The organism is Saccharopolyspora sp. NPDC050642 (assembly GCF_040654735.1).
GTDB classification, from domain to species: Bacteria; Actinomycetota; Actinomycetes; order Mycobacteriales; family Pseudonocardiaceae; genus Saccharopolyspora; species Saccharopolyspora elongata.
The window spans coordinates 269,120-284,056 of sequence record NZ_JBFAIN010000004.1 but is presented as its reverse complement, the minus strand read 5'-3'; the positions used below and the strand labels follow the sequence as shown (position 1 = coordinate 284,056).

15 protein-coding genes are annotated in these 14,937 nt (G+C 69.7%); 9 read left to right on the top strand and 6 right to left on the bottom strand.

Annotation, left to right across the window (positions count from 1 at the left end; all coding sequences use genetic code 11):
- The first annotated feature begins 2 nt into the window (after nucleotides 1-2).
- The 3 genes from dapF to AB0H93_RS09860 all read left to right on the top strand — a co-directional run bounded on the left by dapF (nucleotide 3) and on the right by AB0H93_RS09860 (nucleotide 3,448).
- Nucleotides 3-845, top strand: coding sequence for a diaminopimelate epimerase (gene dapF, locus AB0H93_RS09870; protein ID WP_358570193.1), 843 nt, complete (start codon nucleotides 3-5; stop codon nucleotides 843-845).
- A gap of 183 nt (nucleotides 846-1,028) precedes the next feature.
- Nucleotides 1,029-2,396, top strand: a complete 1,368-nt coding sequence (gene hflX, locus AB0H93_RS09865) for a GTPase HflX (RefSeq protein WP_358570565.1) — start codon at nucleotides 1,029-1,031, stop codon at nucleotides 2,394-2,396.
- The gene (locus AB0H93_RS09860) at nucleotides 2,393-3,448 is read left to right on the top strand and encodes a hypothetical protein (RefSeq protein ID WP_358570190.1); all 1,056 of its coding nucleotides are present in this window, start codon (nucleotides 2,393-2,395) and stop codon (nucleotides 3,446-3,448) included. The genes hflX and AB0H93_RS09860 overlap by 4 nt, the downstream gene beginning before the upstream one ends.
- A 154-nt stretch (nucleotides 3,449-3,602) precedes the next feature.
- Here the strand turns inward: AB0H93_RS09860 and lexA are convergent, their stop codons facing one another.
- The gene (gene lexA / locus AB0H93_RS09855; RefSeq protein WP_358570187.1) at nucleotides 3,603-4,328 is read right to left on the bottom strand and encodes a transcriptional repressor LexA; all 726 of its coding nucleotides are present in this window, start codon (nucleotides 4,326-4,328) and stop codon (nucleotides 3,603-3,605) included.
- Nucleotides 4,329-4,557: 229 nt separating this feature from the next.
- On the opposite strand from lexA, the gene AB0H93_RS09850 reads away from it, so the two are divergent.
- The 3 genes from AB0H93_RS09850 (at nucleotide 4,558) to AB0H93_RS09840 (ending at nucleotide 8,899) form a co-directional block, all read left to right on the top strand.
- Nucleotides 4,558-5,022 carry a LysM peptidoglycan-binding domain-containing protein gene (locus AB0H93_RS09850; protein WP_358570184.1) on the top strand — a complete coding sequence of 155 codons (465 nt, stop codon included), beginning with the start codon at nucleotides 4,558-4,560 and terminating at the stop codon, nucleotides 5,020-5,022.
- Between the two features lie 375 nt (nucleotides 5,023-5,397).
- Nucleotides 5,398-5,892 (top strand): transcriptional regulator NrdR, encoded by a 495-nt coding sequence (gene nrdR, locus AB0H93_RS09845; RefSeq protein WP_132482893.1) that lies wholly within the window; start codon nucleotides 5,398-5,400, stop codon nucleotides 5,890-5,892.
- 178 nt (nucleotides 5,893-6,070) lie between these two features.
- Complete coding sequence (locus AB0H93_RS09840; protein WP_358570180.1) at nucleotides 6,071-8,899, top strand: vitamin B12-dependent ribonucleotide reductase; 2,829 nt, start codon at nucleotides 6,071-6,073, stop codon at nucleotides 8,897-8,899.
- Between the two features lie 278 nt (nucleotides 8,900-9,177).
- Here the strand turns inward: AB0H93_RS09840 and AB0H93_RS09835 are convergent, their stop codons facing one another.
- Complete coding sequence (locus AB0H93_RS09835) at nucleotides 9,178-9,768, bottom strand: TetR/AcrR family transcriptional regulator (RefSeq protein ID WP_358570177.1); 591 nt, start codon at nucleotides 9,766-9,768, stop codon at nucleotides 9,178-9,180.
- Between the two features lie 83 nt (nucleotides 9,769-9,851).
- Between AB0H93_RS09835 and AB0H93_RS09830 the strand changes: the two genes are divergently transcribed.
- Both AB0H93_RS09830 and AB0H93_RS09825 read left to right on the top strand, forming a co-directional pair.
- Nucleotides 9,852-10,358 carry a hypothetical protein gene (locus AB0H93_RS09830; protein WP_358570174.1) on the top strand — a complete coding sequence of 169 codons (507 nt, stop codon included), beginning with the start codon at nucleotides 9,852-9,854 and terminating at the stop codon, nucleotides 10,356-10,358.
- 248 nt (nucleotides 10,359-10,606) lie between these two features.
- Nucleotides 10,607-11,467, top strand: coding sequence for a bifunctional 5,10-methylenetetrahydrofolate dehydrogenase/5,10-methenyltetrahydrofolate cyclohydrolase (locus tag AB0H93_RS09825; RefSeq protein WP_358570171.1), 861 nt, complete (start codon nucleotides 10,607-10,609; stop codon nucleotides 11,465-11,467).
- Between the two features lie 3 nt (nucleotides 11,468-11,470).
- On the opposite strand, the gene AB0H93_RS09820 is transcribed toward AB0H93_RS09825, so the two are convergent.
- Nucleotides 11,471-11,899, bottom strand: a complete 429-nt coding sequence (locus AB0H93_RS09820) for a hypothetical protein (RefSeq protein WP_358570169.1) — start codon at nucleotides 11,897-11,899, stop codon at nucleotides 11,471-11,473.
- Between the two features lie 59 nt (nucleotides 11,900-11,958).
- A complete protein-coding gene (locus tag AB0H93_RS09815; protein WP_358570166.1) occupies nucleotides 11,959-12,966 on the bottom strand; it encodes a helix-turn-helix domain-containing protein in 1,008 nt (335 codons plus the stop codon).
- A gap of 51 nt (nucleotides 12,967-13,017) precedes the next feature.
- Here AB0H93_RS09815 and AB0H93_RS09810 point away from each other — a divergent pair, with 51 nt between their 5' ends.
- On the top strand, nucleotides 13,018-13,410 hold the full coding sequence (locus AB0H93_RS09810) for a cupin domain-containing protein (protein WP_358570163.1): 393 nt from the start codon (nucleotides 13,018-13,020) through the stop codon (nucleotides 13,408-13,410).
- Nucleotides 13,411-13,529: 119 nt separating this feature from the next.
- Here the strand turns inward: AB0H93_RS09810 and AB0H93_RS09805 are convergent, their stop codons facing one another.
- Nucleotides 13,530-14,453, bottom strand: a complete 924-nt coding sequence (locus AB0H93_RS09805) for an NAD(P)-dependent oxidoreductase (RefSeq protein ID WP_358570160.1) — start codon at nucleotides 14,451-14,453, stop codon at nucleotides 13,530-13,532.
- 1 nt (nucleotide 14,454) lies between these two features.
- Nucleotides 14,455-14,850 (bottom strand): hypothetical protein, encoded by a 396-nt coding sequence (locus AB0H93_RS09800; protein WP_358570157.1) that lies wholly within the window; start codon nucleotides 14,848-14,850, stop codon nucleotides 14,455-14,457.
- Nucleotides 14,851-14,937: the final 87 nt, after the last annotated feature.

The window sequence follows — 14,937 nt, the reverse complement described above, 5'->3', positions numbered from 1 at the left end:
CCGTGCATTCCTCCCAGGGCCCCGAGTTCGTCAAGGGCCACGGCACCCAGAACGACTTCGTCATCCTGCCCGACCCGGACGGCGAGCTGGCCCTCACCGACGAGCGGGTCCAGGCGCTGTGCGACCCGCACCGAGGACTGGGTGCGGACGGTGTCCTGCGGGTGATCCGCGCCGGTGCGCTGGAGGACGCCCCAGCCGACGTGCCAGCCGACGTGTGGTTCATGGATTACCGCAACGCCGACGGCTCGATCGCCGAGATGTGCGGCAACGGCGTGCGGGTGTTCGCCCGCTACCTCGTCGACGCCGGTCTGGCCGCCCCCGGTGAGCTGCCGGTGGGCACGCGTGCGGGCGTTCGACCGGTCCGGATCCACGACGACGGCCGGGTCACGGTCGACATGGGCCCGGCCAAGGTCTTCGGCGAGTCCACCACCAGCGCCTTCGGCCACTCCTTCGCGGGGGTCGCGGTGGACGTCGGCAACCCGCACCTGGCCTGCGTGGGCGACGTGGACCTCGCCGAGCTCGACCTGAAGACGGCGCCGCCGCACGACCACCACCTCTTCCCGCACGGCGTGAACGTCGAGTTCGTCCGGCCGCTCGAGGGCGACCACATCCAGATGCGCGTGCACGAGCGCGGGGTCGGCGAAACCCGCTCCTGCGGCACCGGCACGGTCGCCGCCACGGTCGCGGCCCTGCGCGCGGCCGGGGCAGAAACCGGGCGCCGGGTGGTCCACGTCCCGGGCGGTACCGTCGAGGTGGAGGTCACCGCGACGACCTCCACGCTCACCGGCCCCGCCGTGCTGGTGGCCCGCGGGAACCTCGATCCCACCTGGTGGCAGCGGCCGTAAGGTGGGCGTCACAACAGTGCAAACGGGTAATGGCGGGCGCGACACGTGAAAATCGGTCGCGGACCGTGGGACAATGGTTTCGATATGAAAAATTCCCTGACCTGGTCCGCCGAGCCCGACCGCGACGCGGTCGAACCCGACGAATACGACCCCATCCTCACTGCGGAACCGTCCACGGGCGAGATGGAGCGCGCAGACCGTGCGTCGCTGCGGCGGATCGCCGGGCTGTCCACCGAGCTCGCGGACATCACCGAGGTCGAATACCGCCAGCTCCGCCTGGAACGCGTGGTGCTGGTCGGAGTCTGGACCGACGGCGACGCGGCGCACGCCGACGCGTCGCTGGACGAGCTCGCGCGGCTCGCCGAGACCGCAGGCTCGCAGGTGCTGGAAGGCATCATCCAGCGTCGCGACCGCCCGGACCCCGGCACCTACGTCGGCTCCGGCAAGGTGCGCGAGCTGCGCGACATCGTCGTCGCGACCGGGGCGGACACCGTCATCTGCGACGGTGAGCTCTCGCCCGGCCAGCTGCGGCAGCTGGAGGAGAAGCTCAAGGTCAAGGTGGTCGACCGGACCGCCCTGATCCTGGACATCTTCGCCCAGCACGCCCGGTCCAAGGAGGGCAAGGCGCAAGTCGAGCTCGCGCAGCTCCAGTACTTCCTGCCGCGCCTGCGCGGTTGGGGTGAGGCGATGTCCCGGCAGGCCGGTGGCCGGGCCGGGGCGAACGGCGGCGTCGGCACCCGCGGTCCCGGTGAGACCAAGCTGGAGACCGACCGGCGGCGCATCCACAAGCGCATCGCCAAGCTCCGCAAGGAACTCGCCGCCATGCGCACGGTGCGCGGCACCAAGCGCGGTCGGCGCGAATCCAACGAGGTCCCCAGCGTGGCCATCGCCGGCTACACCAACGCCGGGAAGTCCAGCCTGCTCAACGCGTTGACGGGCGCCGGGGTGCTGGTGGAGGACGCGCTGTTCGCCACCCTGGACCCGACGACCCGCAGGGCGGGCACGCCGGACGGCCGCGAATACACGCTGACCGACACGGTCGGTTTCGTCCGGCACCTGCCGCACCAGCTGGTCGAGGCGTTCCGCTCGACCCTCGAAGAGGTCGGCGGCGCGGACCTGCTGGTGCACGTCGTGGACGGCTCCGAGGCCTCGCCGCACGAGCAGGTCGCCGCGGTGCGCGAGGTGCTGAACGAGATCTCCGAGGACCACGAGACGGCGATGCCGCCGGAACTGCTGGTCGTAAACAAGATCGACTCGGTCGACGCCACCCGGATGGCCGAGCTTCGGCGGCTGTTGCCCGCCGCGGTGTTCGTCTCCGCGCGAAGCGGCAAGGGCATCGAGGAGCTGCGCGAGTCCATCGCCGAGCGGCTGCCCCGACCGGACGTCTTCGTCGACGCGCTGGTGCCGTACACCCGCGGCGAACTCGTGGCGCGGGTGCACGCGGACGGCGAAGTGGTCGACGAGGAGCACACCCCGGAGGGCACCAGGATCCGCGCGAAGGTCCGGCCGGACCTGGCCAGCGCGCTCCAGCCGTTCGTGGGAATCGGGTGAGCACTGCCGGTGCGGGTGGTGCGGCCGCCGCCGCGCTGCTGCTGTCGGTGGCGTCGGGCGTGGTTCCGGCCGCCGCCGCTGAGCAACCGCTCGCACCGGTCGAGAAGTGCCGTGTCGGGGACAAGCGCCTAGCCGAGCTGTCCGGCCTCGCGTCGGACGGTTCCGCCTGGTACGCCATCAGCGATGGCGGCAGCTCGCTGCGGGTGTTCGTGCTCGACCCGGCCGACTGCTCGGTCCGCGGAGTCCGGACGGCCTCCAACGATCCGTACGACGTCGAAGACCTCGCGCTGGGGCCCGACGGATCGCTCTGGCTGGCCGACACCGGGGACAACCGCCGCCGCCGGGACAACATCGGATTGCACGTGATGCCGCCGGGCGGCGGTGCGACGCTGTACCACCTCACCTACCCGGACGGGCCGCATGACGCGGAAGCGCTGCTGCTCGACCGGGCCGGCGTGCCGCACATCGTCACGAAGGAACCGCTCGGTACTGCCGGGGTATACCGCCCGAGCGCTCCCTTGGCGGCGGACCGCACCGTGCCGCTGGAGCGGGTCGGTTCGATCTCGCTGCGCTCCACCCAAACCCCGGGCGGTCCGGTGCGCGGTGCGTTCGGTTCGGTGCTGGTAACGGGCGGGTCCGTGAGCCACGACGGCACGCTGGTCGCCATCCGCACCTACACCGAGGCGTACGTGTACAACGCGCCGGACGGCGACCTGGTCGCGGCGTTCCAGCGCGAACCGCTGCGCATCCCGTTGCCGAACGAGCAGCAGGGCGAGGCGATCGCTTGGGAACCGGACGGTGCGTTGCTGTCCGGGTCCGAAGGAAACCAGCCGGTCCGCCACATCCCCGGAGTCGCGGCGGCCGCGCGAACGTCCGGTGCGCAGGGCGAAGACACTGCGGCTCCGCCGCCGGGCGGCCACGCGGACCAGGCCCAGCCGCCAGCCGCCCCGGGCGGTACCGGGATGTCCACGGGGCAGGCCCTGCTCCTCGCGGCCGCGCTGTCCGGACTGCTCATCTTCGTGACCCGTCGGATGCGCCGCCGCACCCGCTAGAACCGCCGACCCGAGCGGCCTTCACGGGCGCTTCCATCAATTGCGAGGTGGCCACCAGAGTGCACTCGCCGTCGCCGCTGCGGGATTCTCGGCTCATGTCGAGCCAGGGAATCCCGCAGCGAGCGTCCGGCGGGGGCGCCGGTTGGCCTGAAGCTCAGAGGCGTCGCAGCACCGCGACGACCTTGCCCAGGATCGCCGCGTCATCGCCGAGGATCGGCTCGTAAGCCGGGTTGTGCGGCATCAGCCACACGTGGTCGTCGGTTCGCTTGAACGTCTTCACGGTCGCTTCGCCGTCGATCATCGCGGCCACGACGTCGCCGTTGTCCGCGTCGGGCTGCTGGCGCACGGCGACCCAGTCACCGTCGGTGATGGCGAGGTCCACCATCGAGTCACCGACGACCTTGAGCAGGAAGAGCGTGCCGTCGCCGACGATCTCCTTCGGCAGCGGGAAGACGTCCTCGATGGACTCCTCCGCCAGGATCGGGCCACCGGCCGCGATCCGGCCCACCACCGGCACGTACGCGGGCTTGGCCTGCCCGGCCATCTCGGGGGAGTCGGGCTCGCCGCCGACGAGCACGCCGACGGTGCGTGGTCGGTGCGGATCTCGGCGCAGGTAGCCCTTTCGCTCCAGCACGCGGAGCTGGTACGCCACCGAGGACGTCGAGGTGAGCCCGACGGCGTCGCCGATCTCGCGGACGCTTGGCGGATACCCGTGCTCGCGCATCCACTTCCTAATGGCCTCCAGCACCTTCAGCTGGCGGTCGCTGAGCTCGTCGGTCCCGCTGGGCTGCTCGGGCAGGGTGTGCACGTCGGCCCGGGAGTCGTCGTCCTTGACGTCCTGTACGCGGCCCTTGATCGAGCCGGTCGCATTCCTCGCCACCGCTGCCTCCTGTCCGTGTGAACTGCTCCGTGTGAACTGCGGTGCTGATCGCGGGGGGAGTGTCGGTCCGCCCGATTTCCACAGTAGACGCGAGAAACCCAGAGATCAAACACCTGTTCGAGTTAATTTTGGGCCTTAAGTCTCGCCTTGCGGTGTGCTCGTGGTACACAATCGCACGCAGGTTCGATCGAACATTCATTCGATCATGAATTCAGGTGCGGGAGGCGTCATGACCACGTTCATCGATGCGGCGAGGCGGGCGCGTCCTGCCGAGCGGGAGGTCGCCGACCGGCGGCAGGTGGGCGAGTCGGTCGCGGCGCCGCGACCGCGCCACGGCGCCCGTCGGGCGCCCGGTCGCATCGTCTTCCGCGCGCCGGATGCGCCGGCCGAGGAGTCCGTCGCGGCGTGCGGCCGGGCTCGCCGGAGCGGCGAGTGGCTTTGGCTGACCTCGGTGGCGATCTTCACTTTCCTCATTGTCATGCTGGTGGGGTTCTTCGGGCTCGGCGACGCGCCGGTGGCGGGCGGCAACGCGGTCGTCGAAGTGCACGCCGGGGACACGTTGTGGGGGATCGCGGGCCGGGTGGCGCCGGACAGCGACCCGCGCGCCGTGGTCGCGAAGATCGTCGAGCTCAACGGGCTGGACGAGGCCGCCCTCGAGGCAGGTCGCCTGCTGGTGGTCCCGGTCGGCGATTGATCGGTGTCTGGGCCGGTGCCGGGGGTGGCGCCGACCGGTGATCGATCGACTGCCGGGCGTCGTCGGGTGGGAGTCGGTGTGATGCCGGCCGGTGGCGGCCCGGCGTCCGGGGGTCCGAGGCCGCGGCTTCGGCGGCGACCAGCGGGTTCTCGCGGTCGGTGTCGATCGACGTCGACCGGGCGTGCCGGAAGGGCGTGTCGAGTTTGCGTCGCGGTACGCCGCGGATTAGAGTCGACCACAACATCTAGTAGTTACGTCCGTGTATTTAGTCCATAGGTTGGGCTTGTAGGGTGTTCGAGCGCCCACGGACGGTGAGTTGGTCGACGGTCGCCGAGGTGTGGTCGCGGCCAAGCTGGGGAAGGGGGGTGAGGGCCGGTGCGGTGCCCGTTCTGTCGCGGCGAGGACTCCCGGGTCGTCGATTCGCGCGAGGTCGAGGAAGGCCAGGCGATCCGGCGCAGGCGATCGTGCTCGACGTGTGGTCGGCGGTTCACGACCATCGAGGAGCTGGTGCTTTCGGTGGTCAAGCGTTCCGGCGTCACCGAGCCCTTCAGCCGCGAGAAAGTGGTCCGCGGCGTGCGGCGCGCCTGCCAGGGGCGCCCCGTCGAAGAGGACGCGCTGCAGCAGCTCGCGCACCAGGTGGAGGACACGGTCCGGTCCCTCGGGGTCTCCGAGCTGCCCAGCCACGAGGTGGGGCTGGCGATCCTGGGGCCGCTGCGGGAACTGGACGAGGTCGCCTACCTGCGGTTCGCGAGCGTGTACCGGGCGTACTCCTCGGTGGAGGACTTCGAGAAGGAGATCGCCGACCTGCGCGCGGCGCGCCGCGCCGCGCAGGCCGGTGCGGAGCAGAACGCGGAGACCGGCCGTGAGTAAGCCGCGTCGGCGGACGCCCCGCCGAGGGGGCGGAAACGCAAAGCGTCAGCCGGCGGCCCAGGGTGGGGCGCCGCTGAGGATTGAGGCACGACCGAACCGGACGGGGAGCCCGGACGGGGCCGACGAAGCACGACGAGCGAGCGACACGCGCGCGATCAAGAAGGAAGAGGGTCAGGTCATGACAGAGACCGTCGGTAGCCCGGCCGGCGCATCGGGGGAGTCGGCAACAGGTGCCCGCGAGGGCATCCGGGTGCAGCGCGTCTACACCACGGAGGGGGTGCACCCCTACGACGAGGTCAAGTGGGAGCGCCGCGATGTGGTGATGACCAACTGGCGGGACGGGTCGGTCAACTTCGAACAGCGCGGGGTCGAGTTCCCCGACTTCTGGTCGCTGAACGCCGTCAACATCGTCACCAGCAAGTACTTCCGCGGCGCGGTGGGCAGCGACGAGCGGGAGAGCAGCCTCCGGCAGCTCATCGACCGCGTCGTGCTGACCTACGTCGCGGCGGGCGTCGAGCACGGTTACTTCGCGACCGACGCCGACGCCGAGATCTTCGAGCACGAGCTGACCTGGATGCTCATGCACCAGGTGTTCAGCTTCAACTCGCCGGTGTGGTTCAACGTCGGCACGAACTCCCGGCAGCAGGTGTCGGCCTGCTTCATCCTGTCCGTCGACGACACGATGGAGTCGATCCTCGACTGGTACAAGGAAGAGGGCCTGATCTTCAAGGGCGGTTCGGGCGCTGGCCTGAACCTGTCCCGCATCCGCTCCTCGCGGGAGCTGCTGTCCTCCGGCGGCACCGCGTCCGGCCCGGTGTCGTTCATGCGCGGCGCGGACGCGTCCGCGGGCACCATCAAGTCCGGCGGTGCGACCCGCCGCGCGGCGAAGATGGTGGTCCTGGACGTCGACCACCCGGACATCGAGGAGTTCATCGAGACCAAGGCGCGCGAGGAGCACAAGATCCGCGCGCTGCGCGACGCCGGTTTCGACATGGACCTCGGCGGCGCGGACTCCAACTCGGTGCAGTACCAGAACGCCAACAACTCGGTGCGCGTCTCCGACGAGTTCATGCGCGCGGTGGAGAGCGACGGCCGGTTCGGCCTGCGGGCCCGGATGACCGGCGAGGTGCTGGACACGGTGCAGGCCCGCGACCTGTTCCACAAGATGGCGAAGGCCGCCTGGGACTGCGCGGACCCGGGCATCCAGTACGACGACACGATCAACGACTGGCACACCTCGCCGGAGACGGGCCGGATCACCGCGTCCAACCCGTGCTCGGAATACATGCACCTGGACAACTCCAGCTGCAACCTGGCCTCGCTGAACCTGCTGAAGTTCCTGCGCGATGACCTGACCTTCGACGCCGAGCTGTTCGAGAAGGCCGTCGAGTTCGTCATCACCGCGATGGACATCTCGATCTGCTTCGCGGACTTCCCGACCGAGGCGATCGGCGACACCACCCGCAAGTTCCGGCAGCTGGGCATCGGCTACGCCAACCTGGGCGCGCTGCTGATGGCGACCGGCCACGCCTACGACTCCGACGGCGGCCGCGCGCTGGCGGCGGCGATCACCTCGCTGATGACCGGCACCGCGTACAAGCGGTCGGCGGAGCTGGCCGGCGTGGTCGGCCCGTACGACGGTTACGCCCGCAACGCCGAGGCTCACCAGCGCGTGATGCGCAAGCACGCGGCGGCCAACGACCTGGTCCGCACCTACCACCGCAACGACGCCGCCGTGCACAAGCTGGCGACGAAGGTGTGGCAGGAGGGCCTGGAGGTCGGCGCCCGCAACGGCTGGCGCAACGCGCAGGCCTCCGTGCTGGCCCCGACCGGGACCATCGGCCTGATGATGGACTGCGACACCACCGGCATCGAGCCGGACCTGGCGCTGGTCAAGTTCAAGAAGCTGGTCGGCGGCGGCTCCATGCAGATCGTCAACCAGACGGTGCCGCGCGCGCTGCAGGCGCTGAGCTACCAGGACGAGCAGATCGAGGCCATCGTCGAGTACATCGCCGAGCACGGCCACGTGGTCGACGCGCCGGGCCTGCGGCAGGAGCACTACGAGGTCTTCGACTGCGCGATGGGCGAGCGCTCGATCGCGCCGATGGGCCACGTGCGGATGATGGCCGCGGTGCAGCCGTTCATCTCCGGCGCGATCTCCAAGACGGTGAACATGCCGGAGTCGGCGACCATCGAAGAGGTCGAGCAGCTGTACTTCGAGGGCTGGAAGCTGGGCCTGAAGGCGCTCGCGATCTACCGCGACAACTGCAAGGTCGGCCAGCCGCTGTCGGCGGGCAAGGGCGACAAGGGCGAGTCGGAGAAGGCGGTCGAGAAGCAGATCGAGTACCGCCCGGTCCGCAAGCGCCTGCCGAAGAAGCGCCCGAGCCAGACGGTGTCGTTCACCGTCGGCGGCGCCGAGGGCTACCTGCACGCCGGTTCGTACCCGGACGACGGGCTGGGCGAGATCTTCGTCAAGCTGGGCAAGCAGGGTTCGACGCTGGCCGGTGTCATGGACGCCTTCTCGATGTCGATCTCGGTGGGTCTGCAGTACGGCATCCCGCTGGAGTTCTACGTCTCGAAGTTCCAGAACCTGCGCTTCGAGCCGGCCGGGATGACCGACGACCCGGACATCCGGATGGCCAGCAGCGTGCTGGACTACCTGTTCCGCCGGCTCGCGCTGGACTACCTGCCCTACGAGAAGCGGGCCCAGCTGGGCGTCTTCACCGTCGACGAGCGGGAGGCGCAGGTCAACGGCACCGATGTGGCGCCGGCCGGGCAGGACGCGGCCGTCGAGCTGGACACGATGCGTTCCACTGTGGACTACTCGAAGAAGTCCGCGGAGTCGAAGGCCGAGGAGCAGCGGGCGGGCAGCTCGACCGAGCTGCTGGAGCTGCGCCTGGGCAAGGCCGCGGACGCGCCGCTGTGCATGACCTGCGGCACCAAGATGCGTCCGTCGGGCTCCTGCTACCTCTGCGAGGGCTGCGGTTCGACCTCCGGCTGCAGCTGAGGCCGGGATTCATCGCGAATAGCACAACATCGGGCATCTGAAGCCAAGGCGTGAAGGTGCTGCTGGAAGGGGAGTCGGCCGATTCGGCCGGCTCCCCTTTCGCGTGCGTGGGGACTGGGCTCAACCGACCGCAAGGTGACCGCGAACCTGGCTCTCACACTCGACGGGCGTTGCAAAAGCCCGGGCGGGCAAGGCGATTTCGGAGCGATCGCCCCGTACACGACCACCGAGGTCGCGCGGATACCGCTGGCTGCGGTGACCGTTCCGCCTTCTCTTGATCAGCCTCGACGTGCTGCAGCGGCCGAACTCAACGCGCCCTGCAGCGCGCCGAGGCACGTATCCCGCAGTTCTGCGCGGGAGAACGCCTCGTTGGCCAGCCATTCCACGCAGATCGTGCGGACGAACACCAGCCACGCGTGCAGCGCTGCCGATGCGACCTCGCGGCTCAGGCCGTCGAGTTCGGCCGAATTGAGGATGCGTTGCCGGAGCTGTCCCATCTCGTCGGCGATGATCGCCTGGATCACCGGGTCGCCCGACAGCGTCCGGTTCGCGGCCAGCACGGTCTGCCGGTTCGCGACGAAGTAGTCGATGTGCGCGTCCAGGCCGGCCGACACCTGTTCGGCCATCGGGCGGGCAGGGTCGACCTTCGCCGCGTCCAGCAGTTCGTCGGCCGCGCGCTGGTAGATCGCGGCGAACAGGTCTCGTTTGCTCGCGAAGTAGCGGTACAGGTTGGCCCGGGAAATCCCGGCCAGCTCCGCTACCTCCTCCATCAGCACGTCGTCGTAGGGCCGCGTCGCGAACAGTTGCGCGCCGATATCGAGCAGCTCGCCGCGGCGCTGGTCCGGTGGCAGTCGTCGTCGTGCTCCCATGCCGGAAACATTAATTGACGCGTGTCTCGTACGGGTCGTACGCTCTTCTCGTTACGAGACATGTGTCTAGTAAGGCGGGTGCGGTGACCGGTACCGAAACAGCGAGCGGCAGGGTGAAGGCGATCGCCGTCCCCATCGACGTCAGATCGCGCGCCTCACTGCTGAACCCCGACTACCAGGACGCGTTCGCCGTCGAGACCGGCGAGGAGGTTCCTCGGGACGCCGAACGCTGGATCCGGGAGGTTTTCGAATCGGCCCCGGCGCTCGTCCGCGCCTTCCTCCGGACCGGCTGGTCGCTGTTCGGAGCGCAACTCGGCCCGTCGGGATCCCCAGCGCACGTCCTGGGTTGGCAGATCGGCGAGAACCACCCGGACTGGATTCGCCTGGAGGTCTTCTGGAAGCTCGGATTGCGGGCGAACCTGGTGTTGCGCGCGCAATCCTCCTCGATCGTTCTGGCGACCTTCGTCGAGCACCAGCGCAGGGCCGCTCGAATCCTCTGGCCCACGCTGATTCTCGTCCACCGCTGCACCCTTCGCTATCTGCTCTCCCGCGCTGCGCGGCCCACCGTCATCCGCAAGACCAGGGGCTGAGGAGTCGTTTCAGAGAGCTCCGGGAATGCCCATCCGAAGGCGACCGATGGGCGATTTCGCGCGAAATCGGCGCCTGCGCCCAGGCGGCCACGGCCCACACACCCATTCTCCAATCACCTCTAAACTGGGGGCGGGTCGTGACTGGCGTTCGGGTGGAGCACCACCGGGGAACGGCCCGGGTCGGCTGGTCGTCGGCTCGCAGCCGCGCGCCTGGGTGCCATCGGAAGACCGACGCCCGAGGAGCGAACGTGGCCGAAACCCTTGATGTCCCCCTGATGTCCGGTACCGAACCGGCACGCGAGATCATGGCTCGCGCCGCCGAGCGCGCAGCGCGATTCGAGCAGCAGACGGGCGAAAAGCCTTGCCTGGCGACAGTTCTGGTCGGCGATGACCCGGCATCGGCTACTTACGTGCGGATGAAGCGGAACCGGTGCGCGAAGCTCGGCATCGAGTCGCGGCACGTTCCCCTTCCGGCTTCCACCACGACGGAAGCGTTGGTCGCCGCGATCACCGAGTTGGCCGATGATCCTGCTGTGCACGGGATTCTGCTCCAGCACCCGGTTCCCGGGCACATCGACGAGCGCGCGGCGTTCGACGCCATCCCGGTCGGCAAGGACGTCGACGGCGTCGGCTCGTCGTCGTTCGCCGCGATGGCGTTCGGCCGGGACGGCTTCGCTTCGTGCACGCCGGCGGGGATCATGCGTCTCCTCGGCGCCTACAGCGTGGATCCGAGTGGCAAGCATGCCGTCGTGATCGGGCGCAGTCCCATCCTGGGGAAGCCGATGGCCATGTTGTTGCTGGCGCGCGGTGCCACCGTCACGGTCTGCCATTCGAAGACCGGCGATCTGGCGTCCATCGTGCGGACCGCGGACATCGTCGTCGCCGCGGTGGGAAAGCCGGAGTTCGTGCGGGGCGAGTGGCTCAAACCCGGCGCGGTCGTGGTCGATGCGGGTTACAACGAAGGCAACGTCGGGGACGTGGCGTTCGACGAGGCCGGTAACCGGGCGGGACTGCTCACCCCAGTCCCGGGCGGAGTGGGGCCGATGACGATCTCGCTGCTGATGGAGCAGACCGTCGAGGCAGCCTTCCGGCAGGCGGGACTTCTCTGACGTTCAGCGAAGGTGCCCGTACCGCTCGTTCAGGTCTTCGGCCGTGTCCGGGCTCTCCTCGCTGTCGGTGTAGCCGGACTCCCACGGCACCGCGCAGGGCGAGTTGTGCTCGGGGTCCGAGCAGATGACGCGGGTGAGCTCGTCCCTGAGGACGTCCATCTGCGGGCGGGAGGTGAGCAGGCCGACCCGGACCTGGTGGATGCGCCGGGATCCGGGGTCGGCTTCAGGGTGCCCGAACCCCCATTGCCGGGGGAGGTCCTCGTAGAACTCGGCGAGCGGCATGGCCGCCGAGTTCTCCTGGCGCGCAACGGAGAGCTGGTACGGCACTGCGCGGCCGTCCAGCAGCCGGGTCCATCCTTCGGTGAGCCGCGCTGTGTCTTCTTCGGTCGCGTAGAAGCCGATTTGGATCTCGAAGAGGCGTTCAGGCGGCACGGGTTCTCCAGGACGGGCAGCGGTTGGCGGTGCACTCGACGGTAGCGCGGAGCACGGGGCTACCGCTCGCCATTTGTTCGTTGCCCGGGTTCTCCGCCGGTTGGTGCGGTGAGGCCGAACTTCCCGCGGTACGCAGTGGGCGTGAGGCCGGTCCGGCGACGCATCTGGGCCCGCAGGTTGGCTGCCGTCCCCAACCCGCTCGCTGCGGCCACGCGGTCGAGCCGGAGCTCGCCGCGCTCGATCAACCGGCAGGCCAGCGCCACGCGCTCGGAGGTGAGCCACTCCAGCGGCGTGGTTCCCAACTCGACCTGGAACCTGCGGTGCAGCGTCGCCGGGCTCACCGCGGCTCGTTCGGCCAGGTCGGCCACCGCCATCGGCTGGTCGAGCCGTCGCTGTGCCCAGGCCAGCACCGGGCCCAGGGATGCGTCCGGCACGGCCGCGACCGGCCGTTCGATGAACTGCTGCTGGCCGCCATCGCGGTGCGCGGCGAACACCAGTCGGCGGCTCACCGCATTCGCGATCTCGGCGCCGTGGTCGCGGCGGATGAGGTGCAGGCCGAGGTCCAGCGCGGCAGCGCTGCCCGCTGCGGTCAGGACATCGCCATCGTCCACGTACAGAACATCCGGCTCCAGCCGGACTGCCGGGTAGCGGGCGGCGAACAACTCGGCCCACCGCCAGTGCGTCGTCGCCCGGCGACCGTCGAGAACGCCTGCCGCGGCCAGCGCGAAGGTCCCGGTGCAGAAGCTCACCAACCGGGCTCCCCGCTCGGCGGCCCGCCGGATGGCCTGCAGCACCGCAGGTGCCGGCGTCACCTCGGGATCGGGCCTGTTCGGGACGATCACGGTGTCGGCCGCCTCGACCGCTTCCAGGGTCGCCACCCCGGACATCGTGAACAGCCCACGGTGCATGCGCACCACCGGTTCGGCCGCGCAAAGCGTGCACTCATACCACGGTCGGTCCAGCTCGGGGCGGCGCAATCCGAACAGTTCCGTGGCCACGCCCAGCTCGAACGGGTTCGAGCCCTCGTCGACGATCACGGCCACCCGGTGCGAGGATCCTTGCGGCATGTGCAATTCCTAGCACTCCCGCAGCGACTCGCCGCCGGACAGGATCGCGTCGTGAGTGATGAACCGATCGACCTGCAAGCCGCGCTGGGGGCCTTCGATGCCCTGTGGAGCCCCAGGATCGTCACGCAGGTCAACGATTACGACGTCCGGATCGCCAAGGTGGCCGGCGAGTTCGTTTGGCACAGCCATGACCACACCGACGAGTTCTTCCTCGTCCTGGAAGGAGAACTGGGCATCGGGCTGCGTGACGCCGGCGGCGAGCGTGTCGTCACCCTGCCCCGAGGATCGGTCTTCGTCGTCCCCCGCGGCGTCGAGCACCGCCCGTTCTCGACCGGCGGTGCGTCCATCCTGATGCTCGAGCCGACCGGGACGTCGAACGTCGGCGACCGGCACGACCGGATCCCTGGCCACATCACGGCGACCACCGGACACGCGCTCGCCTGATCGGGGGAGCGGGGAGCCGTTCGGTTCCCCGCTCCCACTGGTGATCCCGTAGCCGAGGCCCGCGCGAGTCAGCGAGTTCCGGCTCATGCGAACCCCCGTCCAGCGGAGGGCGGTTCGGGTCAGGCGGCTACCGACCGCAGGCCTTCCCGGTACGTCGGGAACTGCGGCGCCCAGCCCAGCTCGCGCTTGGCCTTGCCGTTGTCCAGCCGGATGTGCGTGCCGACCAGCAGGGAATGCAGGTAGGGGGTGACGCGCAGCAGCCAGCCGGGAATCCGCCGCGGAACGGGTGCGCCGACGGCGGCCGCCACGGCGTCGAGGTAGTCGTCCATGCCGACGGGCTCGTCGTCGACGATGTTGTAGGCATGGCCGGCGCGGCCGCGTTCGAGCGCGGCGATCGTCGCGGAGGCCGCGTCGGCGATGTGGATGAGGTGCATGGTCCCCGCCGGGCGGGGCACCGGAAGCCGGCGTCGGCGGGCCATGTCCATCATCGAGAGGGTGGACCGCTCGGGGCCGTAGAACAAGCCGTAGCGCAGCGCGATGCCGTCGATGCCCGCCGCGCCGAGCGCCTGGTCCTCATTGGACCGAAGCGATCGCAGGTGGCGGTCGAATGCGCCGCGACCGGGCTGCCCGTACGGGTGCTCCTCGGTGAGGCGGGCCGGGCCGTGGTCGCGCCAGCCGTAGCCGAGGAAGAACGACTGCGTGATGAAACGGGTTGCGCCCAGGCTCCTCGCCGCGCGCAGCAGGTTGCGTGTGCCTTCCTCGCGCAGTGCATCGGTGGCGTAGAGATCGCGGTGGAACGTCGGCGTGCGGGTGATCGCCGTGGCCTGGTGGATCACCGCGTCGGCGGTTCGCCCATCGAGGGCGGTGAGCAGCGCGTCCGCATCCATCACGTCTGCGACCACGGGTTGGACCCCGGCGGCGCGCAGGCGTTCGGCTCCGCTGGTCGTGCGGGTGAGTCCGAGCACGGTATGGCCCGCGGAGAGAAGCAGGGGGAGCAGCTCGGAGCTGATCGTCGCCGTTGCACCGGCGAGCACGATTCTCATGTCAGATCTCCGTTCTGGTCGTCGAGCGGCGCAGGCTGCGCACCCGGGCCACGAGCGCGACCGCGGCGATGGCCGAAACGGCCAGCAGGGACCACCCGTCGGACGGGTGGCCGCCGCCCGTGTCGAGCATGTGGTTGATCGCATGCAGGATGTTGGTGAGCGCGAAGCCCGCTAGCACGACGGCGAGGACGTCGCGCCACCACAGCGCAGCGAGCATCATCAGACCGATGCCGATCTGGAAGACCCCGGCGTCGTGGAGGAAGTGCTCGTGGTTGGGCCAGTTGGCCCACTGCGCGAAGCTCGCGGGCGCGAAGCGGCACCAGGCGCCGAGGATCACCATCATGGCCGCCCCCAGGACGGTGATCGTCGTGATGAAGGCGTGTCTGCGGGTTCTCATCTGCTGCCCTCCCGAGTCGGGCGAAATCCGGCGTTCGTGCAACAGACGAGATCGGCCGGGCGGATGTGACAGGGCCGCGTTCCGCCT